23 protein-coding genes and 2 pseudogenes are annotated in these 18,871 nt (G+C 36.5%); 20 read left to right on the top strand and 5 right to left on the bottom strand.

Annotation, left to right across the window (positions count from 1 at the left end; all coding sequences use genetic code 11):
* Nucleotides 1-398 precede the first annotated feature (398 nt).
* The 18 genes and pseudogenes from Aba26S_RS01485 to Aba26S_RS21310 form a co-directional block, all read left to right on the top strand.
* On the top strand, nucleotides 399-836 hold the full coding sequence (locus Aba26S_RS01485; RefSeq protein ID WP_043969833.1) for a hypothetical protein: 438 nt from the start codon (nucleotides 399-401) through the stop codon (nucleotides 834-836).
* Nucleotides 837-1,028: 192 nt separating this feature from the next.
* Nucleotides 1,029-1,496, top strand: coding sequence for an SMI1/KNR4 family protein (locus Aba26S_RS01490; protein WP_227541450.1), 468 nt, complete (start codon nucleotides 1,029-1,031; stop codon nucleotides 1,494-1,496).
* A 132-nt stretch (nucleotides 1,497-1,628) separates the two neighbouring features.
* Nucleotides 1,629-2,057, top strand: coding sequence for an SMI1/KNR4 family protein (locus Aba26S_RS01495; RefSeq protein WP_043969834.1), 429 nt, complete (start codon nucleotides 1,629-1,631; stop codon nucleotides 2,055-2,057).
* Between the two features lie 233 nt (nucleotides 2,058-2,290).
* Nucleotides 2,291-2,821, top strand: a complete 531-nt coding sequence (locus Aba26S_RS01500) for a DUF2247 family protein (RefSeq protein WP_043969835.1) — start codon at nucleotides 2,291-2,293, stop codon at nucleotides 2,819-2,821.
* 144 nt (nucleotides 2,822-2,965) lie between these two features.
* Nucleotides 2,966-4,498, top strand: a complete 1,533-nt coding sequence (locus tag Aba26S_RS01505) for a cysteine peptidase family C39 domain-containing protein (protein ID WP_227541451.1) — start codon at nucleotides 2,966-2,968, stop codon at nucleotides 4,496-4,498.
* Nucleotides 4,499-4,870 (top strand): hypothetical protein, encoded by a 372-nt coding sequence (locus Aba26S_RS01510; RefSeq protein WP_016652560.1) that lies wholly within the window; start codon nucleotides 4,499-4,501, stop codon nucleotides 4,868-4,870.
* Nucleotides 4,871-4,999: 129 nt separating this feature from the next.
* Complete coding sequence (locus tag Aba26S_RS01515) at nucleotides 5,000-5,218, top strand: hypothetical protein (RefSeq protein WP_016652559.1); 219 nt, start codon at nucleotides 5,000-5,002, stop codon at nucleotides 5,216-5,218.
* A 247-nt stretch (nucleotides 5,219-5,465) separates the two neighbouring features.
* A complete protein-coding gene (locus Aba26S_RS01520; RefSeq protein ID WP_016652558.1) occupies nucleotides 5,466-5,840 on the top strand; it encodes a hypothetical protein in 375 nt (124 codons plus the stop codon).
* 718 nt (nucleotides 5,841-6,558) lie between these two features.
* A complete protein-coding gene (locus Aba26S_RS01525; RefSeq protein WP_043969836.1) occupies nucleotides 6,559-6,852 on the top strand; it encodes a hypothetical protein in 294 nt (97 codons plus the stop codon).
* 172 nt (nucleotides 6,853-7,024) lie between these two features.
* Nucleotides 7,025-7,336, top strand: coding sequence for a hypothetical protein (locus tag Aba26S_RS01530; RefSeq protein ID WP_043969837.1), 312 nt, complete (start codon nucleotides 7,025-7,027; stop codon nucleotides 7,334-7,336).
* Between the two features lie 158 nt (nucleotides 7,337-7,494).
* Nucleotides 7,495-7,905 (top strand): annotated as a pseudogene (locus Aba26S_RS01535) (VENN motif pre-toxin domain-containing protein); the annotation flags it as partial.
* Between the two features lie 23 nt (nucleotides 7,906-7,928).
* Nucleotides 7,929-8,255, top strand: a complete 327-nt coding sequence (locus Aba26S_RS21065) for a hypothetical protein (RefSeq protein ID WP_043969839.1) — start codon at nucleotides 7,929-7,931, stop codon at nucleotides 8,253-8,255.
* The gene (locus Aba26S_RS01540) at nucleotides 8,239-8,589 is read left to right on the top strand and encodes a hypothetical protein (RefSeq protein WP_043969840.1); all 351 of its coding nucleotides are present in this window, start codon (nucleotides 8,239-8,241) and stop codon (nucleotides 8,587-8,589) included. Before Aba26S_RS21065 ends, Aba26S_RS01540 begins: the two co-directional genes overlap by 17 nt.
* A gap of 55 nt (nucleotides 8,590-8,644) precedes the next feature.
* The gene (locus Aba26S_RS21300; protein ID WP_227541453.1) at nucleotides 8,645-8,851 is read left to right on the top strand and encodes a hypothetical protein; all 207 of its coding nucleotides are present in this window, start codon (nucleotides 8,645-8,647) and stop codon (nucleotides 8,849-8,851) included.
* Nucleotides 8,820-9,062: a hypothetical protein gene (locus Aba26S_RS21305; protein ID WP_245106564.1), complete on the top strand. Its 243-nt coding sequence runs from the start codon at nucleotides 8,820-8,822 to the stop codon at nucleotides 9,060-9,062. The genes Aba26S_RS21300 and Aba26S_RS21305 overlap by 32 nt, the downstream gene beginning before the upstream one ends.
* A gap of 214 nt (nucleotides 9,063-9,276) precedes the next feature.
* Entirely contained in the window at nucleotides 9,277-10,152 is an 876-nt protein-coding gene (locus tag Aba26S_RS01550) for a hypothetical protein (RefSeq protein WP_052500211.1), read from the top strand.
* Nucleotides 10,149-10,550: a hypothetical protein gene (locus Aba26S_RS01555; protein WP_043969841.1), complete on the top strand. Its 402-nt coding sequence runs from the start codon at nucleotides 10,149-10,151 to the stop codon at nucleotides 10,548-10,550. The genes Aba26S_RS01550 and Aba26S_RS01555 overlap by 4 nt, the downstream gene beginning before the upstream one ends.
* 80 nt (nucleotides 10,551-10,630) lie before the next feature.
* Nucleotides 10,631-11,561 (top strand): annotated as a pseudogene (locus Aba26S_RS21310) (hypothetical protein); the annotation flags it as partial.
* On the opposite strand, the gene Aba26S_RS21245 reads toward Aba26S_RS21310, so the two are convergent.
* A complete protein-coding gene (locus Aba26S_RS21245; RefSeq protein WP_005241208.1) occupies nucleotides 11,560-11,793 on the bottom strand; it encodes a hypothetical protein in 234 nt (77 codons plus the stop codon). The pseudogene Aba26S_RS21310 and the gene Aba26S_RS21245 sit on opposite strands and share 2 nt — an antisense overlap.
* Before the next feature lie 475 nt (nucleotides 11,794-12,268).
* Between Aba26S_RS21245 and hppD the strand changes: the two genes are divergently transcribed.
* The gene (gene hppD, locus Aba26S_RS01570; protein ID WP_005189102.1) at nucleotides 12,269-13,324 is read left to right on the top strand and encodes a 4-hydroxyphenylpyruvate dioxygenase; all 1,056 of its coding nucleotides are present in this window, start codon (nucleotides 12,269-12,271) and stop codon (nucleotides 13,322-13,324) included.
* 63 nt (nucleotides 13,325-13,387) lie between these two features.
* On the opposite strand, the gene Aba26S_RS01575 is transcribed toward hppD, so the two are convergent.
* From Aba26S_RS01575 to fahA, 4 genes are all read right to left on the bottom strand, one after another.
* Nucleotides 13,388-14,167 (bottom strand): IclR family transcriptional regulator, encoded by a 780-nt coding sequence (locus Aba26S_RS01575; RefSeq protein ID WP_043969842.1) that lies wholly within the window; start codon nucleotides 14,165-14,167, stop codon nucleotides 13,388-13,390.
* Between the two features lie 281 nt (nucleotides 14,168-14,448).
* Nucleotides 14,449-14,997, bottom strand: coding sequence for a VOC family protein (locus Aba26S_RS01580; RefSeq protein WP_005241216.1), 549 nt, complete (start codon nucleotides 14,995-14,997; stop codon nucleotides 14,449-14,451).
* 19 nt (nucleotides 14,998-15,016) lie between these two features.
* Entirely contained in the window at nucleotides 15,017-15,649 is a 633-nt protein-coding gene (gene maiA, locus Aba26S_RS01585) for a maleylacetoacetate isomerase (RefSeq protein WP_043969843.1), read from the bottom strand.
* Nucleotides 15,636-16,940 carry a fumarylacetoacetase gene (gene fahA / locus Aba26S_RS01590; protein WP_043969844.1) on the bottom strand — a complete coding sequence of 435 codons (1,305 nt, stop codon included), beginning with the start codon at nucleotides 16,938-16,940 and terminating at the stop codon, nucleotides 15,636-15,638. Before fahA ends, maiA begins: the two co-directional genes overlap by 14 nt.
* A 353-nt stretch (nucleotides 16,941-17,293) precedes the next feature.
* On the opposite strand from fahA, the gene Aba26S_RS01595 reads away from it, so the two are divergent.
* On the top strand, nucleotides 17,294-18,682 hold the full coding sequence (locus Aba26S_RS01595; RefSeq protein WP_005241221.1) for an amino acid permease: 1,389 nt from the start codon (nucleotides 17,294-17,296) through the stop codon (nucleotides 18,680-18,682).
* The last annotated feature ends 189 nt before the right edge of the window (nucleotides 18,683-18,871 follow it).

The following is an 18,871-nucleotide window of genomic DNA, read 5'->3' on the forward strand; positions in this document are numbered from 1 at the left end:
ATTAGATCTTGATATTTCTACGTCAGTTGGTAATTTCATAAATCTAGAGTACAAGTTTGAAATGGCTTAGAACATGATCATATTCCGTCATTCGCTGCATTAAAAAAACAAAAGAAAATGAGCTAGGACGTAAATTAACGGATAATGAGGCAAAAACGTTATATAATGAGGCAACAGTTATTGAGGTTACTAAAGATACCCATAAAGCAGGTAGAACATATTCTGGTAAAAATACTTCTGCTCAAATAGAGAAAGATGCTCAGAATTTATGTGAAGCCCAGAGATGTGATCTAGATGTTTTAAGAAAAAATTTAGAAAATAAAGGTTTTGATCGCAAGAGTGTTGATGAAGCAATTAAAAATGTTATTGAGCGTAATAAAGATAGAGGTATCAATTAAATGAACTTACTAGGTAATGTAAATATTTTTTTAGATAGTATTGGGCGATCAATACCAGATAAAATAATATTAGATGCAGTTAGTGTTATTGCCATGGATTTTGAAACCTCAATAACTAATTTTGATGGAGAGAAACTATCATATTGGGAGTTTTTTAAAAGAGGGGTTACTTTTCAGTTTGATGAAAATGATACTCTTAAGGTAATTTTTATATATATTCAGAATAATGAGGAGTATGTGAAATATCCTTTTTTGGATGATTTGATTTTTAATGTTAACTATGATTCAACAAAATCTGACATTGAAAAGTTGCTAGGTATCCCTGAAAAAAAAGGCCAGAAATGGATTAAGTATGAAATGGAAAATAAATATTTGCATTTTGAGTTTGGATTTGATAATAAATTAAGTTTGATAACAATAGGTAGCCTAAAAAGGTGAGTGGAAATTAATCAAGATGATTTTTTGAATTAAATAAGTAAAAAATTTAAGACCTTATGTAAAAAATGTTTTAAATTGAAAATTATAACTAGAGTAAATCTATGATTAATTTAAAAAGCATGTCAATAATGGCATGCTTTTTTATTTTAAAACAAAGAAATTTATTTAATAAACAATTTTAAGTGATAAAAAATGAAAAATTTAACTGTAATGTATGATTTTGGATCTATTAATAAAAGTTTTCTGGTTGAATTTATAAATACCTATGGATTAACTTTACCTGAAAAATACATGGAGTTAATGGAGAAACATAATGGTGTTCAATTTTTGGAAAATTGTTTTAACTATATAGATTCTAATGGTAATGTTGGTGAGTCTAGTATAGGGTTTTGTGCGTATGGAGATGAAATTGGCGCTGATAACATTGTTAAGTTTCAGGATTATGATGGTTTAGGTTATGATAATGTAATTGTCTTTGGTCTTAATGGAAGAGGTGATTACTTATCATTTGATTATCGCCAAAATCCTGAATCAGATAATCCATTAGTAATAATAATGTATCATGATGATCTCATCGAAGATGAATATGGTAATAAAAAAATGCGTGTTGTTAAAGTGGCGGATAGCTTTGATGATTTTTTAAAATTACTCCATGATTAGTACTTAATTTGTTATTTATAAAAAGCCATTTAAAAATTAATGGCTTTTTATTTTGATGATTGAGGTTTAAATGTAAGTAATGGAAAGAATTATGGAAATTTATCGAATAATGGTCAAAATTCACTAGATGAAATTGTTAAAGCTCAAAATCAAATTGGATATGCTTTTCCAAAAAATTACATCAATTTGATAAAGGATCATGATGCTGTAATATTTGAGAAAAATATTTTTGATTTCATAAATATCTACAATAAACCTGATGAGAGAGATCTAAACTTCTTAAGTTTTAAAGATAATCATTCAGATGGGAATATTTTGAGAGAGCAAGAGAATATTTCTGACCTGAGTAATTATGGTGTGGAGCATCTTGTTATTTTTGGTATATGTGCGAATGGAGATTATATCTGTTTTAATTATAGAGATAATACAGAAAGCTCAGATCCTAAAGTAGTATTAGTATATCATGATGATTTTGTCGATGATAAAAGTGGGAAAAGCTCAATGGTTGTAAATAATGTTGCCGCTAACTTTGATGATTTTTTGAATTTACTTCATGAATAGTATTTAATTGGTGATTCATAAAAAAGCCATTTGAAATTAATGGCTTTTTTATTTTGATGGTTGAAGTTTAAATATAAGTAAAATTCTGTACAGTAAGGAAGAATCTGGCAACAAGAAGGTAGTATGAATGGTACTGTTGGTCGTTTTGAATGGATAGTTGATCCTAAATTAGGTGGAGTCTCGCATATAATGTTTATTCCAAATGGTAAAATTACAGGGGTGCCAACTAAACCATGATAACTCAAGCATATGAAAAACTTAAACAGCTTAATTTTGATGATTTTGGAGCTATCTATATTGGATATATAGGAGTTCCAGAATATGGTTGTTTAAGTAATGAGATGGTAAGTAGTTTTGTCGAAGATTATTTTCTAAGGACAGAAGTTGTTGCCCACGAATTAACTGAAGTCTTAAATGAATTGTTAGTTGTAGATAAAGATACTGCGCGAGATGATGTTCTGAATCTGTTGAGAAAAGTAGTAAATACTTTAAATATTGATATTTCAAAATCGTCTCATAAGTGGTTATTAGTTTGTTTGGACTTGAAGCTTAACGGGTTGAGCTTAGACCCAATGTATGGTTTATTAGAGTTATCAAATTTTTGGATTGATTGGGGGCAGTCAAAGAATTCACCACATATGATTCAAGGTGTAAATAATAATGTAGATGCTTCTGATTATTATACAGAAGAAAATTATAAAAAAATGATTTGTATTAATTGTGATTGGTTGAATTTGGAATTAAGTAAAGAGAAAATGAGTTAGATGTAATCATTTTTAGCCGTATTTTTAATGCGGCTTTTTATGTATAGGTTTTGCCTTTGATCTGGAAAGATAGAGTAAAATTTTTAGGAAAGATGCCAGTCAGTGGCAAAAGCGGGTGTGTCATGAGATATGGTGTCGGCAGGCTTGTCCGCACCTACTGCGAGTGGTGCAGGTATTGCAGCCTCGACATTGAGTCCAGCGGCAAGCTATGAAATTTGTCAGTACTTTAAGGGTAAAGATGCTCAAGGCAGTGCAGCGCATATCTTGGCTCATACGATTTTAGGTGCAGCAGTTGCCGCGACAGGTGGTAATAATGCCTTGAGTGCGGGTATTGCAGCAGGTGGTGCTGAGGCCGCAGCGCCGTTACTTGCCGAGTATTTGTATGGTAAGAAAGCTAAAGATCTAACCGCAAGTGAGAAATCTACAATTAGCTCTATTGTCGGTTTAGCAGGGAGTGCTGTTGGTGCAACCACAGGTGATGTATCAAGTACAGTTCAAGGTGGACAGTCTGCCCAGAATGCGGTGGAGAATAATTATCAAACTAAAGCGACACTGAAGGTCGTTAATAAACAACTTCAAAAATGCAGTCCAAGTGATAGAGGCTGTATTGAGCGAGGAATATCGGCGTTAAGAAAAGCGGATAAGATCCTTGATGAGCATTTTAAAACTTGTGCACAGACCAATGATGCTTCTTGTGTAAAAAATCATTTAGAGCAAATTCTGGCAAGTGATGCTTCACCTGAAATGAAAGAAACGATTCAGTTACTGAAGCGGCTTGGAATATCGACGGAAACAATGGGGCTTCTGAATGAGACCAATGGTTATTCAAAGAAAGAAACCCAATTAGTTGAAGATGCGAGAGCAGGGAAAGATTTAGGTTGTATCAGTGGGACAACTCAAAATTCTATAGCACCAATTCCAGAAAAGACTTTAGGTAATAAGGTTGGCACTGTAATTAATGACATGACAGTTCGCCAACTTGCAGCAGTTTTAGGGGCTGAATACGATCCGTTAACGGGTGAGCAAATAACGCCAAATGAAAGGCAAATGGCAAAAGCCTCAATGTTAGGTTTAGGATTTACTAAGACAGTTTCAGGTGTAACTCGTGTTAGTGATGATGTATTAAAAGCAATTGAAAAACAGTACGGTAAAGAGATTACCGAACAAATGCTAGGTGGGAATGTATTTTCACCATCATCAAAGAATCCACTTGCTAAGGATGCAATACCAAGAAATACAGATAGACTAGTTTTAAATCAAGGCCAGTCTCCGACATGTGGGCATAATTCATGTGCTATGGTATTAGATACTTTGGGTAAGCCAGTAAATGTTGATCAACTGATGCAAAAATATGGATATAAGATTGATGGATTATATCCACAGGAAGTTGCAAAAATAATGAAAGACAACAATATAGATGTCTACAACTTTTCTGCACGTACATTAAATGATCTTAGCCGTTATACTAGTAATGGTAAACCTGTGATAGTTCGTATTGCTGACCCTAAGAACCCAAAAGAGTTTTCACATTTTGTTGTAGTAGATGGTATTACAGAGAAAAATGGTCAGAAGGTAGTTGCCATACGTGATCCACATGGTAAAAGCTATTTTAGCCCAGTCGATACTTTTAAAAAAGCATTTACTGGCGAAGCAATTGTTCCAAGGAATTATAAATAAATGTTAAATTTAAATTTAGATTTACCTAATAATATCTATTCAGAAATGATGTTAGATTGTGAAAATATTCCTTGTTTAGTTAGAATAAGTGATACTTTTATGATTGATTTTTTTGAAACTGTACCTAATGTGTCTGGACAGGTTCTAGAGTGGTCATGGCATGATCTAAATCATAGAGTGCCTGCTGGAACAGGAGGGGAATATTTGTATTATAAGAGAAGTTTAATCACACTAAATCAGATTGCTGAAAAGAAGTTCGCTATTGTTGCATTGAGCATGTTCGTGAATGGTGTTGGATGGTGTTCTGTCATAGAAAATGGTGAATATGCGAATCCAAATTCTAGTTTATGGGATGTTGATCCAGATGAATAAACATGTAAGAAGAAAGAAAATCAATTCATTATAGACAAATAATAGCAAAGTTTGAGCTTAAGTGAGCAAGAGTAAACTTATTTAAATTGTACTAGCTCAAACCTGATCTAACAGTTACTGATATTTGATATGGCAGTGACAGGTGCATTGGGTGGACAAACCGATATGCAGGTTGTAGCAAATACACTTGCGCCTTATGTTGCACATGGAATCGGGCAGCAGTATCTGCTGGAAGAGCTTCATAGATTAGTACAGGAACATACAGGAGGAGTATGGACTAAGCTTATTCTTACACTGGATGAAAATGGCAGGGCTCATACGAAGTTTATTTATGATGAAAAATCATAAAATTTTGTAGTTTGTTTTTCTTAATTTAAAAGCATGTCATATTGGCATGCTTTTTTATATGGTTTGTGTATTACTACTTTAGTTGGTAAGTTAGCTAGAGCTTGTAATTCAGTTATAAAAATTAGGGAGATAAATTTTTGTAAGTTAGAGATCCACATGGTAAAAGTTATTTTAGTCCACTTGAGACGCTTTAAAAAAGCGTTTACTGGTGAGGCTATGAGGCTATAATCCCAAGGAGTTTTAAGTAATGTTACAAGTTCATGCTAAATTCGAAGACGATCTTCATACAGAAAATATGCTTAAAACATCACAAATACCGTGTTTATGTAAGATTGCTGAAAAATTTGAAATCGACTTTTTAGTCGCTTATCCTCAGGTTACAGGTCTTGTAACAGGTTGGGATTATAAAGAAATTGATTTAAGAGTATCTGCAGGTGCTGGTGGAGAGTATCTTCATTATAAATATGGATTAATTACTTTATCTAAGCTTGAGAATGATTTATATATTATTGAAAACCTGTCTATGTTCGAATCAGGAAGTGGATGGCTTCCTGTAGTTGATAATAGAGAATATAGTCATGTACCTGAAGTTGAAGAACCAGATTGGTTAAAAGATCTATAAGTAAGTTGTTGGAATTGTTATAGAAAAAGAAGTAAGTTCAACCAAAATATACGGTAATGCTATATAAATACCACAGTAATGATTCTAGCCGTACTTCAAGTGCGGCTTTTTTAAGGATATTTATTATAATTTAACAGGACATAGAAACTTAGTTGAATTCGCTAGAGATGGAGATTGGGCAGCCTGCTTTGATTTAACAGATCATAGCGGTAACTCTAGAGTATTTGTATATGACTTAGCGAATAAAAAAATTTTTATAAAAAAGAAAATTTTGATAAGTGGTTGAACTTTGTACTGAATGATACCTAAATATTTTTTGAGAAGATGATAAATTAAGATAGAGAGTAATACTATAAGTTAAGTTTGCGTACTATATGGTCTTAAGGTAGTTAAATAATGGAGGTAGAAATTTTTAAACCTTATCCTTGTGATATTTTACTCAAGGATTTAAATATCCTTTTAATTACTTAGCTTTATTGAACGACACTAGCTCTTTAAATTTGTTACCAAATTTTCATTGGTGGTTTATGATTTAAAAGGAGGTATTTTAGAGTCATTGATCCATCTTTAAAAGGTAAAAGGAAGTATTTAGACTTGAATGGGAATGTTCCAAGCAACAAGACTTTACCAAATGGTAAGAAGTCTGGTAGGTCGCAAGCTGAATATAATGAGGTAACTCATTTTAAAATTGATAAAGTAACTTATTAGGAACAAGATCATGAAAACCATTTGTGCCACTATATCCGAACAAGCTAAATTAAGATTAGATTTTGATGAAAATATTGAAGGGGATCTGATAGAGTTAAATATTTCCCAAAGTGATTATGAGGCTTTAGAAAAAATTGATTATTTTAATTGTCTAAATAAGCATCTAGGGTTATTAATCGATAACTATGAAGATGAAAGTATTTCCTATAAGGACTTGCCTAAGGCTTTAGATTTGACAATAGAGTATTCCTATAAATATAGCGGTTTGGAGGAGCTGTGGTGTAGTATAAAAAAATTATTTTAACAGCCATAGAAAATAAAACAGCTGTTTTCTTCTTTTTTTAGATGCTGTTTTTAATGCTTGAGAAATATATAAAAATTGGCAGATAAAATAGTGTGAAAGAAAAGGTTTATGACATGAAAATTGTTAGTAAACCTTTGTATGAACAAAAAAGTAAATTGAAGTGAGCTATTTTATGCGTGTAATTGATAAAGAGTATGGTGGAGAAGTAAATGTTTATGGTCTATATCATTATAATAAGGATATTTATTTTTATGGTATAGCCGTTGGTGAGGATAGTATAGCTGCATTTCGTCAGAAGGATGTTGAAGTTATTGATCCTAAATTTAGTTTTGATGTGGTTTATATTGGTAGTGATGGTAATAGTAGTTTTATGTTACTGCATTGGGCTTTGGCTGAAAACAATTTGTTAGATGATATTTTAGATCGTGATGAAGATGCGATTAATTTGTTTTCTAAACTAAAGTTCATTAAAAGCAAAATATAAACTTAGATGAAAAGAGAGACTGCATAACTCCCTGATTATAAAAGAGAGGTTTGGTTCGGAAAATATAATTTTAATGCAAAATGGTGAAGTAAGAATGTAGCTATTTTATAAGGTTGTAGATCGAAAATATTTTTATATTTATCAATTGCCAAATAGAAGATATGGTATCGGCAGGCTTGTCCGCACCTACTGCGAGTGGTACAGGTATTGCCGTCTCGACATTGAGTCCAGCGGCAAGCTATGAAATTGGTCAATACTTTAAGGGTAAAGATGCTGAAGGTAGTGCAGCGCATATCTTGGCTCATACGATTTTAGGTGCAGCAGTTGCCGCGACAGGTGGTAATAATGCCTTGAGCGCGGGTATTGCAGCAGGTAGTGCTGAGGCCGCAGCACCGTTACTTGCTGAGTATTTGTATGGAAAAGAAGTCAAAGATTTAACAGCTAGTGAGAAATCTACAATTAGCTCTATTGTCGGTTTAGCAGGGAGCGCTGTTGGTGCAACCACTGGTGATGTATCAAGTACAGTTCAAGGTGGACAGTCTGCGCAGAATGCGGTGGAGAGTAATTATCAGACCAACTTGGAGTGAATAAAATGAGATTCGTTGAGAGAGATTCAGGATTGAAAGGAATGGTATGCTCTATATATTTTACAGATGGAAAATATCACTACTTATCAATGATAGAAAATTATATTGGGCTGAGGGTTTTTTTTGAAAGTGAAATAGATATAACTAGTAATGATTCATCTGAGTTATTTGAGTTCAAGGCCGCTTTAGATAATGATATTCGTCAAATGCATCCTGTTCTATATAATATATTAAAAGAGGATTGGGATTTATATATAGATATAGTTGAAGGCGTTCCAGAGCCTTGGCAAATTTTTCTAGAAAAACTAAAAGAATTTGATAAGGAAAAATGAAGTATTTAGCGTTAATAATGGAAAGCCAGAGCTCAGTCTAAGCCAAGATGCACTAGGCGGAGCTGCTGCAATTGCAGAAGCAGTTTTATTAGGTAAAGTTGGTGGGAAGTTATCTCAAGGTGTTAAGAGTGAGGTCAAAACAACTGAGAAAGTAGCAGAAGTTGATGCGAAAAAGCAAACTGTTGAAAATAATGCTCATAGAGATGATGATTTATGGAGTAATAAGCCAAGTGGTAAACAAGAGTATGTACCTTTAATAAACAAAGAAAATTTATTAGGGACACCAACAAAAACACACCCGAAAGTGAGAAATCTACAATACTCAAAATATTGATTCTGGAAAGCCAAGAATTTTAACTTTAAAAAATACTTCTACAGGTAAATAAGATATGAATGAAAATGAGATTTATCAAAATCTAGGCAAGTTATTATGGTCAATAATGCCAGAAGATGCAGTTGAAATATATTTTATTGGGGATATTTATCCTGAGCATTTCTCGGGGGGAGCGAAATGGCTTCTTAAAAATGGAAGAATCGAAACGTTTCCATTTGGTGAAAGAGTTTATGAAATTGAAAAAAATATGTACATTAATTGATGAGTTAAGATCTTTAGAAATTTTTAAAGAAAAATGGACTAACTATAGAATAACTTTGACTGAAGAGGGTGGATTTAATACAGAATTTTCTTATATACCAGAAGAGGATCATTGGCCTGGTTTATATATGAAAGCAGTAAGTGATTTAAAAGAAGATGAATTGGATGAGTATAATATTCCGGTGGAAGAATGGGGGAAACGTGTTAAGTGAAGAAGTGAGAATAAATAAAAATAATTTATATAAAAGGCCTTGAGTTTTAATTCAAGGCTTTTTATTTTAGGAGCCTCTTTTGATAATTTTGAGGCTTTGTTGCATAAAGATTTTAAAGATAGAGCTTTCCTAAGTTGCTTAACTTTAAGTGAAAACTTGGGTGTGAGGTCGGCCTAACTCTGTAAATTTATTTAATAAAGAAATCAATCTACAGATGGAAGTGACCAAGAAGTTTGATGCCAATCGTCAAGAAGCTGGAATTACAGTTGGTAATATTGTACAAGCACTTAAAGTTACAGGGCAGGCAATAGATGGGGCGAAACAGGCACATGCTATAGCAAATAAAATTGAGCAAGAAAATCAAAAACTCAGTCTAGAAGATCAGCTACTATTTGGAAACTTGATTATAGAGCTTTCACAAAGCCAAAAAGTTGATGCAACGGATAGCTATTATCCTCTTATTGTCGGGGCTGGAGAGGCGTTTGCAATGGCAGCAGGCGCAAGTGCAAAAAGTCCAGCTTGCGTAAGTGCGACAGTAAATGCATTAGGAGCAGTAGGTGCTGCAATTTTAAGTGAGCAATCTGAGGATAAAGATAAAAAGTCTACACCAAAGTCATTACCATCAACTTCTGGTAATTCTGCAACAGGTATGCCACCAGAACCTGATGATGGTCAAGATGAATCTTTAAAAAATATCAGAGCACCTAATGCACGTCATAATGCTTCCTCTGTTACACAAAAATCTCAAACGAAAGAAAATAATACAGTCGTAACTCGATCGGTAAATATGGATAAAGATACCCAGATGATTAAAAGTGGGAGTGCAAAAAATATTGGTAGAGATACTAATACAGGTGACCTTCTACATAAACTTCCGAATGGAAGAGTGTATGCTGAAAAAAGTAATGGTCAATTGTATCCTCATTCTGGACCTGGTGTTCATGCGCTGGATAGAGGAGCTTATAATGCATTAGGTGTTTATAATAAATTTGGTAGAACAGATACAGCAGAGACTATTTTAAAGAGTATGAAGATTACTCCACAGGCAAGAAGTGCTGCACTTAAAGTTTTAAAGGAAAATTCAAAATGAGTATTTTTTTTGAAAAAAGATTAGATACGACCTTAATTGAGAGTTTTATTTATGAAGTTTTTAATATAAAACCTTCTGAAATTAAAGTGTTAGAACAGGATGATTTTTTCAATGGCGGTTATTTGGATGTTGATGAAAATATTAAATGTTTGTGCACATATAGATATTTAAGGGGAGATGCTGAAACAATTGTTGATCTTTATAGAGTTGAAGATCAAAGCCCAAAAACAATAGTGGAAAAATTAAAGAAATTATTTTTAGAAAACAAGTGGAGTAGTGGTGTTTTTGTGGAAAACATAGATGGCGATTATTTGTTTTTTAATAAATCCACTGTAACACCTGTTTTTATTGATGATGATAATCTTGAAGACGATGAGGTTTTTTTTACAAAAAAATAGTTGTTATAATTTAATAAAAGTTTTAAAAGCTGAGTTTAGCATAGAACTCAGTTTTTTAAGTTTTGTTAAAAAAACAGATAGTTAAATTTAATAACAATACTGATCTGAAAGGTGCAATTATTACTTCGACCCAACTTGCCGAGACGCAGAATAAAAACAGCCTCAGCACGGGAACATTGACGCATTCTGAGCTGCGAAATGTCAGTGAGTATGATGCCAAAGGTATTTCGGTGGGTGCTGGCTTCAATGCTGGAGCAACCAACAGCAAAGGCGACAAGCAACCGGATACGGTGCTGTCGAAGCCGAATAAGATTGACGGGCATGCTTCAAGCCAAGTGGGTGTAAGCAAGTCGATTGGTTTTGGTCTGGACAGTGATCAAGACAGTAGTGTGACCAAGAGTGGAGTGAATACGAAAAATATCACCATCACTAATGAGTCAGGTCAGCAGCAACTGACAGGAAAAACTGCGGAGCAGATTAAATCTGAGATTTTAACCGATGTTACGACGGATACAGCGCGCGAGAACAGTGGTGCTCTGAACAATGTGTTTGATAAGGACAAGGTTCAGAAAGAAATTAATCTACAGATGGATGTGACCAAGAAGTTTGATGCCAATCGTCAAGAAGCTAAGGCTGAAATCAATAAGCAGATTGATGAGTTAAAAGCCGCAGGGAAAGATGCCAGTCAGTGGCAAAAAGCGGGTGTGTTATTAGATATGGTGTCGGCAGGCTTGTCCGCACCTACTGCGAGTGGTGCAGGTATTGCAGCCTCGACATTGAGTCCAGCGGCAAGCTATGAAATTTGTCAGTACTTTAAGGGTAAAGATGCTGAAGGCAGTGCAGCGCATATCTTGGCTCATACGATTTTAGGTGCAGCTGTTGCCGCGACAGGTGGTAATAATGCCTTGAGCGCGGGTATCGCAGCGGGTGGTGCTGAGGCCGCAGCGCCATTACTTGCTGAGTATTTTGTATGGTAAGAAAGCCAAAGATTTAATGGTAAGCCAGAACACTATTCGAGTTCGAGTTGATAATCATCTTTGGTAACTTTAATTTTAATCTTCTTATACTTTCTTTTATTGGGGTTTAATGCCGATTCTGTAACCTCTGTGGCAAAACTCGAATTTCCCATCAAGTCATAATAGGCTTTATAACCAATCAAGATCTTTTGTGGCCTGCCACTGTGCTCGTGACTATAGTTTTCAATCAGTTGAGTCAACTGTTCGAAGATCAGCGTATGGGTCATTGCTCAATCATCTCTTTCATTTAAAGACATTAGTTACTTAAACTAATCGAACTTTGTTAAAGATTTAAGACAGTTTTTTTTGGCCTGAGCCCTATTATTTCTGATGCACTCAAGACCATGGTCTGATTTAGCAATACACCGATTTCTTCTTTAATAGTGGCCTTTATGCTCAAGTAAAAAACCAATAAAATTACACATAACATAATTTAATTATGTATTGCATAAATTAAAACTTTCTTGTAGCATGAATTTATAGCTGAGAGCCAAGATCAAGAACGATGATTTCTTCATTTGGCTGACTCATGGACGGAAAGGGCTTAAACATGGATGCTTTTACATACTTATAAAAACACCTGTCGCCTTTTCTGATAACGCATGTATAGGTTGATGCTTTTAGACAGCTTTTTAAGCAATTGAAGAATAAGACCTATGCAGAGCATGAAACGGATGAATTTATCTAAATAAGGGAAACTAGATGGACATTTTAGATAACCCATTAGAACTATGTGGTTTTGCTTTTATTGAATTTGTTTCGACGGAAAACGGATTAGATCAAATCTTTGAGACCATCGGTTTTTCCAAAGTCGCAAAGCATAAATCTAAAAAAGTTTATTTATGGCGTCAGGGTAATATCAACATTATCTTGAACTACCAGCCTGAATCTTATGCTTCATTCTTCTTTAAAGAACATGGCCCTTCAGCATGTGCAATGGGTTTCAGAACTCGCGATGCAGCCAAAGCATTTAGCAAAGCAGTGGAACTTGGTGCAGAGCCAATGTATTCACAAGCTGGGCCAATGGAATTGAATATCCCTGCGATTAAAGGAATTGGTGGCATGCCAATTTTCTTGGTTGACCGTGATATCTATGAAAATGACTTCGTTTTCTTTGATGATGCGGACAGAAATCCAAAAGGTGCAGGCCTGAACGAAATCGACCATTTAACCCATAACGTCTATAAAGGACGTATGGAATATTGGGCGAACTTCTATGAAAAAATCTTTAATTTCCAAGAAATTCGTTACTTTGACATCAAAGGCGAATATACCGGTTTAACCTCTAAAGCGTTGACTGCACCAGATGGCATGATTCGTATTCCATTGAATGAAGATTCAGACAAGGGCAATGGTCAAATTGCAGAGTTCTTGGCAGATTTCAATGGTGAAGGTATTCAGCATATCGCGTTTATTACCGATGACTTGCTTTCAACATGGGACAAGTTAAAAGGGATCGGCATGCAGTTTATGACAGCGCCGCCTGAAACCTATTATGAAATGTTGAAAGAACGTTTGCCGAATCATGGTGAACCAACTGAAGAACTGCAAAAACGTGGTATCTTACTGGATGGCAATACCAAAGATGGCCAGAAAAAACTGCTGTTACAGATTTTCTCGCAAAACATGCTTGGGCCTGTGTTCTTTGAATTTATTCAACGTAAAGATGATGATGGTTTTGGCGAAGGTAACTTCAAGGCATTGTTTGAATCAATCGAACGTGACCAGATCCGCCGTGGTGTGTTAGAAGCAAAGTAATTACATTCAAATGAAATAAAAAAGCCAAGAATTGAATTCTTGGCTTTTTATATGGATGAAAAATTAACGGGTTTGAATATATTGATTAATCGCTGCAACTTCACGTTTAAATAGTTCTAAGTTTTCACTACCTTCACGCACCGAGAAAAACATTTCACTGTCCAGTGCCACAATACAAAATTCCATGGAATGATGCGCATTAAAGATTGGTAGACCAACGGCATTGATCCCGACCAGAAGATCACCTTGAGCAATCGACATGCCGTGCTGCAATACATTTTCTTTAAGTAGCAGAAACTCATCCCAATCAGTCGGTTTAATCGGATAATGGTTATGAGCCGCTTTTTCCCATTCCGCTTGCATCAGCGGCTTGATTACGGCTTCAGGCATATAAGAGGCAAACACACGACCTGCTGCTGAATTCACCAACGGCATGATTGAGCCGACTTTGGTTACGATCGAAATCGGGTGGTTAGATTCAATCGATTGCACCACTAAAGGCCCTTTAGGCGACCATTTGCTGATTTGGATACCACAACCAATTTTATTCTGTAATTCGTAAATCAGGTGCTGAACCAGCTGTAACACATCGGTATGTTGAATACAGTTCAGACCCAAACGCCACGCCTGATCACCCAAGGCATACTGACCATCGGTAAGCTGCTTGGCGTAATTCATACGAATCAGGCTGACCAGATAGCGGTGTACCTTGGCAGGGTGCATATCCAGTTTGCTGGATAGATCTTTTAAAATAATCGGTTTGTTGTGTTCTAAAAGGGCATTGAGCACGGCTAAGCCAACCTCAAGTGATTGAACCCCACCAGATAACTTTTCTTCAATCATTCAATAACCCTTAAGCTGCTTCTCTTTTGCAATGTTTGTTTGCTGTCAATTTTGGACAATTTACAATCAGCACATAATGCCTGAGCATTGGGCAAAATAGAAATCATCTTTTTAAATGAATCAAATCGGTGAATTGTATAAGCATACAATTGTTTTTAGACATATTGCACTTTATTTTGAGCGGTGCAAGATACAGTAAAAACAGCTTGATGCTTTAAATTTAGACCATAAAAAAGGCATTAGAGTTTTAAAACTCTAATGCCTGACAGGATGAATCTGGTTTATGCACCGAGTTCATCTTCATGTAAGAAGTGGGTGTGGTGTGGGGCACGTTTGGTACGGCTCCATTCCTCCAGCATTTCCAGTTTCATTTCTTCGGTAATCCTTGCAATCTTGGCATCGGCATGCGCATCGTTATAGGTCAGTTCAAGGCGATGACCATTTGGATCGAAGAAATAAATCGAATGGAAAATACCATGATTGGTTACACCTAAAACTTTAACCCCATTTTCTTCAAGATGTGATTTTGCAGTCATTAATGCATCTAGGTCTTCGACTTCAAAAGCAATGTGCTGCACCCATTGTGGTGTATTTTCATCACGGCCCATTTCTGGTTGGGTCGGTAGCTCAAAGAAGGCCAATACATTGCCTTGACCTGCATCCAAGAATAAATGCATATACGGGTCAAAGGCTTTGGTCGATGGGACATGATCTTCTGCAAACGCCAAGATAAAATCCATGTGCAGCATTTGTTTGTACCATTGCACGGTTTCTTTGGCATCTTTACAGCGATAAGCCACGTGGTGAATTTTTTTAATTGCAAAGCTCATGTTAAAACTCCTTTTTAGCTTATTCCCAATCTGGTTGTTGTTCTGGTGTGGCATTCAAGAATGCGGGAAGGGTTAAGCAATGTTGGTAAATCGACTCAATCTTTGGGAAAGCACTTAAATCAATTTTGAAGCGCTTGGCGTTATAGACCTGAGGAATCAGACAACAGTCTGCAAAGGTGGCTTGGGTACCAAAACAGAATTGCCCATTGGAATGCTGTAATTGCATTTCTAAGCTGTGAAAGCCTTCCAAAATCCAGTGTTGATACCAACTGTTTTTTTGCACATCACTGACTGCAAGCTCTTTTTGCAGGTACTTCAACACTCTCAAGTTATTGAGCGGGTGAATGTCACAGGCAATAGTCTGTGCAAAGGCACGAACTTTGGCACGTTCTATAAGGTCTTTAGGCAACAGTGCTTTGGCTGGATAACGTTCTTCCAGATATTCCAATATGCTGAGCGACTGTAATAAGGCCTGATCTTGGTCAAGTAGTGTCGGTACAAGCTGGCTCGGGTTTAGTGCCCGATAGCTCGCTTGTTGCTGCTCATTTTTGACCAAATGAACTGCTTCTGTTTCATACGGCAGTTCTTTCAGGTTGAGTGCGATACGCACTCGATAGGCCGCAGAGCTACGAAAGTAACTATACAGTTTCATAGCGCTCGTCCTTTTGTTCATTAAAACTAAAGTGACGTGCTGGCAAAATGCGATTGGCAACTTCACCAAAGCCCACGCGAATGCCATCTTTTTCACAATAGCCTTTCATGACGACACGATCGCCATCTTCCAAGAAGCCACGCTTTTCGCCGTTTGAGAGGCTCAGTGGTTTAGTGGTGTTCCACGTCAGTTCCAGTAAGCTACCGTACGAGTCTTCGGTTGGGCCTGAAATCGTGCCTGAACCCATCAAGTCGCCAACCTGAACATTACAGCCTGCAATGGTGTGATGGGTTAGTTGCTGCGCCATTGACCAATACATATATTTGAAGTTGGTTTGGCAAATCACATCAGACTGTGCAGATTGCGGTGTTTGAACTTCAACACTCAGGTGAATGTCATAGCTGTTTGCGGTTTTTTCTTGTAGATAGCCCAAAGGTTTCGGCTGTTGTTCTGGGCCTTTGACTTTAAATGGCTCAAGCGCTTCCATCGTCACCACCCACGGTGAAATGGCACTGGCAAAAGTTTTGGCATTGAAGGGGCCTAAAGGGACATATTCCCATTGTTGAATATCACGTGCTGACCAGTCATTCAGCAACACCATGCCAAAGATATGTTCCCATGCGTTTTCAATGGCAATTGGCTCACCCAGTTCAGTTGCTTTACCCACTACAAAAGCGGTCTCGAGTTCAAAGTCGAGTTTGCGTGTTGCCGAGAACACAGGGCGTTCTTCATTCGGTAATTTGATTTGGCCAGAAGGGCGCACAATGTCTTTGCCACTGACAATCACAGAACTGGCACGACCGTTATAGCCTACAGGCAATTCGCTCCAGTTCGGCAATAGTGCATTCTTTGGATCTCTAAACATGGTGCCGACATTGGTGGCATGTTCTTTAGATGAATAGAAGTCGGTATAACCAGGCACCTGAATCGGTAAATGCAAAATCACATTTTCTTGTTTAAACAATATCTGCTGACGTAAATCGGCATCATCACGTAAGCTTGGGTTTTCCGCAGACAACAAGCTTTGTAAGGCGCTGCGAACCGTATGCCAATTTTTTTTGCCTGTTTCAATAAATTTATTCAGTGTTGGCTGATTAAAACAGTTTGCTGTCGTGAGCTGTAATAAGCCTTTTTGCTCTAATGCGGCAAGGTCAAGTACCCAGTCACCAATTGCAACGCCAACGCGTTTTTCACCTTGTGGGCTCTCGCTAAAAATACCGTATGGCAAATTATGTATTGTGAAATCTGATTGCGGATCAATCTCAAGAAAAGAGGTTAATTGTTGTGCCATGATTTACTTTCCTTGTCTCTCGTTTTATGAAGACCTATTAAATTTTTATCCTGCTTTCTATAACAATATGAAAATCAAATAAATATTGATCTTTTGACCCATTTGAATCCTATCGTTCAAGCAAGAAATATGTACTTTATGATTTCTATCATACTGAAAATATTTAATTACGCAATACATAATTTAATTACATTATTCATAATATTTGTTATTTATGGAATTTTCTGTTTATATGCGCGGTTATTCGAAAAATGAATTAATTATTTTTCGGTTAGATATAGGCATTTGTGATTAACTTATGATATACGTAATTTTAGACAGAAAAATTACGCGACAAGGATGAGAATAATCATATGTCAAAACAGGAACAAGGAAACCTGAAACACGGTTTAAGCAATCGGCACATCCAGCTTATCGCGCTAGGTGGTGCCATTGGTACAGGTTTGTTTCTCGGGATTTCCCAATCGATTAAACTGGCTGGTCCATCGGTCATTCTGGGTTATGCAATTGCAGGCTTGATTGCATTCCTGATGATGCGACAGTTAGGTGAGATGGTGGTACAAGAGCCAGTCAGTGGTTCGTTTAGCCATTTTGCTTACAAATACTGGGGTTCTTTTGCAGGCTTTATGTCTGGCTGGAACTACTGGGTGCTGAATGTTCTGGTCTGTATGGCAGAATTAAGTGCTATTGGGCTGTATATTCAATATTGGTGGCCTGAAATCCCGACTTGGGTTTCGGCATTGGTGTTTTTTATCCTGATTAACGGGATTAACCTTCTGCATGTGAAGTTTTTTGGTGAAATGGAGTTTTGGTTTTCCATCATCAAAATCTTGGCAATCTTGGCCATGATCGCTTTTGGTTCTTATTTGCTTGCAACAGGTACAGCAGGGCCACAGGCGAGCATCAGTAACCTGTGGGCATTGGGTGGATTCTTCCCATTTGGTGTGGAAGGTCTGGTCATGGCAATGGCTGTAATCATTTTTGCCTTTGGTGGCATTGAATTATTCGGGATTACTGCGGCTGAAGCACGTGATCCAGATAAAACCTTGCCAAAAGCAGTCAATCAAATTATCTATCGTATTTTGATTTTCTACATTGCAACACTTTTCATCTTATTTGCGTTATTCCCTTGGAACCAAATGGCACAAGGCGGTAGCCCATTCGTGATGGTCTTTGCCTCGTTGGATAGCCAAGGTGTTGCAACCATGTTGAATTTTGTGATTTTGACTGCGGCAGTCTCGGTTTATAACGGAACCAGTTATTGTAGCAGCCGTATGCTTTTAGGTTTGGCACAGCAGGGCAATGCACCCAAGTTCCTGAAAAAAATTAACAGCCGTGGTATCCCAACCAATGCGGTCTATGTTTCTGCATTTGTGACTGTACTTTGCGTCTTACTTAATTATGCATTTCCAGAGAAAGCGTTTGGTCTGCTCATGATGCTAGTGGTTGCTGCGATTGTGATTAACTGGGTAGTGATTTCATGGACGCATTTAAAGTTTCGCAAAACCATGCAGGCACAGGGTGTTACCACCAAGTTCCCAAGTATTGCTTATCCATTTAGTAACTATCTTTGCATGATCTTTATGCTGGGTATTTTGGTGGTGATGTCATTGACTGCGGATATGCGTATTGCAGTGATGATGATCCCAGCTTGGATTCTTTGTTTGATGCTGGCGTATTATCTAAAGCAGCGTAAATTAAGAAATGCTCAACCGAGTGTGGCGTTGAATACAGATGCATAAGTTGTAAAGTGATCATGAGAAAAGGGCTGAATTTTCAGCCCTTTTTGTTTTTAGGATAGGAAAATTATTTTGAATGAGAAAAACTCATGTATCTATTCGTTTTTCTCACTTTTTATTAGTCGTTATTTATGAGATTTTATCGAAATTAAAAGAATGAAATAATTTATTACATTGATAATAAGTTAATTG

The sequence above is a fragment of the Acinetobacter sp. NBRC 110496 genome (assembly GCF_000876115.1).
GTDB lineage: Bacteria > Pseudomonadota > Gammaproteobacteria > Pseudomonadales > Moraxellaceae > Acinetobacter.

Bases quoted from the DNA above. Each gene is read 5' to 3' on its own strand.
- Aba26S_RS01485 (WP_043969833.1), top strand. From the start codon at position 399: ATGAACTTACTAGGTAATGTAAATATTTTTTTAGATAGTATTGGGCGA.
- Aba26S_RS01490 (WP_227541450.1), top strand. From the start codon at position 1,029: ATGAAAAATTTAACTGTAATGTATGATTTTGGATCTATTAATAAAAGT.
- Aba26S_RS01500 (WP_043969835.1), top strand. From the start codon at position 2,291: ATGATAACTCAAGCATATGAAAAACTTAAACAGCTTAATTTTGATGAT.
- Aba26S_RS01510 (WP_016652560.1), top strand. From the start codon at position 4,499: ATGTTAAATTTAAATTTAGATTTACCTAATAATATCTATTCAGAAATG.
- Aba26S_RS01515 (WP_016652559.1), top strand. From the start codon at position 5,000: ATGGCAGTGACAGGTGCATTGGGTGGACAAACCGATATGCAGGTTGTA.
- Aba26S_RS01520 (WP_016652558.1), top strand. From the start codon at position 5,466: ATGTTACAAGTTCATGCTAAATTCGAAGACGATCTTCATACAGAAAAT.
- Aba26S_RS01525 (WP_043969836.1), top strand. From the start codon at position 6,559: ATGAAAACCATTTGTGCCACTATATCCGAACAAGCTAAATTAAGATTA.
- Aba26S_RS01530 (WP_043969837.1), top strand. From the start codon at position 7,025: ATGCGTGTAATTGATAAAGAGTATGGTGGAGAAGTAAATGTTTATGGT.
- Aba26S_RS21065 (WP_043969839.1), top strand. From the start codon at position 7,929: ATGAGATTCGTTGAGAGAGATTCAGGATTGAAAGGAATGGTATGCTCT.
- Aba26S_RS21300 (WP_227541453.1), top strand. From the start codon at position 8,645: ATGAATGAAAATGAGATTTATCAAAATCTAGGCAAGTTATTATGGTCA.
- Aba26S_RS21305 (WP_245106564.1), top strand. From the start codon at position 8,820: ATGAAATTGAAAAAAATATGTACATTAATTGATGAGTTAAGATCTTTA.
- Aba26S_RS01550 (WP_052500211.1), top strand. From the start codon at position 9,277: ATGGAAGTGACCAAGAAGTTTGATGCCAATCGTCAAGAAGCTGGAATT.
- Aba26S_RS01555 (WP_043969841.1), top strand. From the start codon at position 10,149: ATGAGTATTTTTTTTGAAAAAAGATTAGATACGACCTTAATTGAGAGT.
- Aba26S_RS21245 (WP_005241208.1), bottom strand. From the start codon at position 11,793: ATGACCCATACGCTGATCTTCGAACAGTTGACTCAACTGATTGAAAAC.
- hppD (WP_005189102.1), top strand. From the start codon at position 12,269: ATGGACATTTTAGATAACCCATTAGAACTATGTGGTTTTGCTTTTATT.
- Aba26S_RS01575 (WP_043969842.1), bottom strand. From the start codon at position 14,167: ATGATTGAAGAAAAGTTATCTGGTGGGGTTCAATCACTTGAGGTTGGC.
- Aba26S_RS01580 (WP_005241216.1), bottom strand. From the start codon at position 14,997: ATGAGCTTTGCAATTAAAAAAATTCACCACGTGGCTTATCGCTGTAAA.
- maiA (WP_043969843.1), bottom strand. From the start codon at position 15,649: ATGAAACTGTATAGTTACTTTCGTAGCTCTGCGGCCTATCGAGTGCGT.
- fahA (WP_043969844.1), bottom strand. From the start codon at position 16,940: ATGGCACAACAATTAACCTCTTTTCTTGAGATTGATCCGCAATCAGAT.
- Aba26S_RS01595 (WP_005241221.1), top strand. From the start codon at position 17,294: ATGTCAAAACAGGAACAAGGAAACCTGAAACACGGTTTAAGCAATCGG.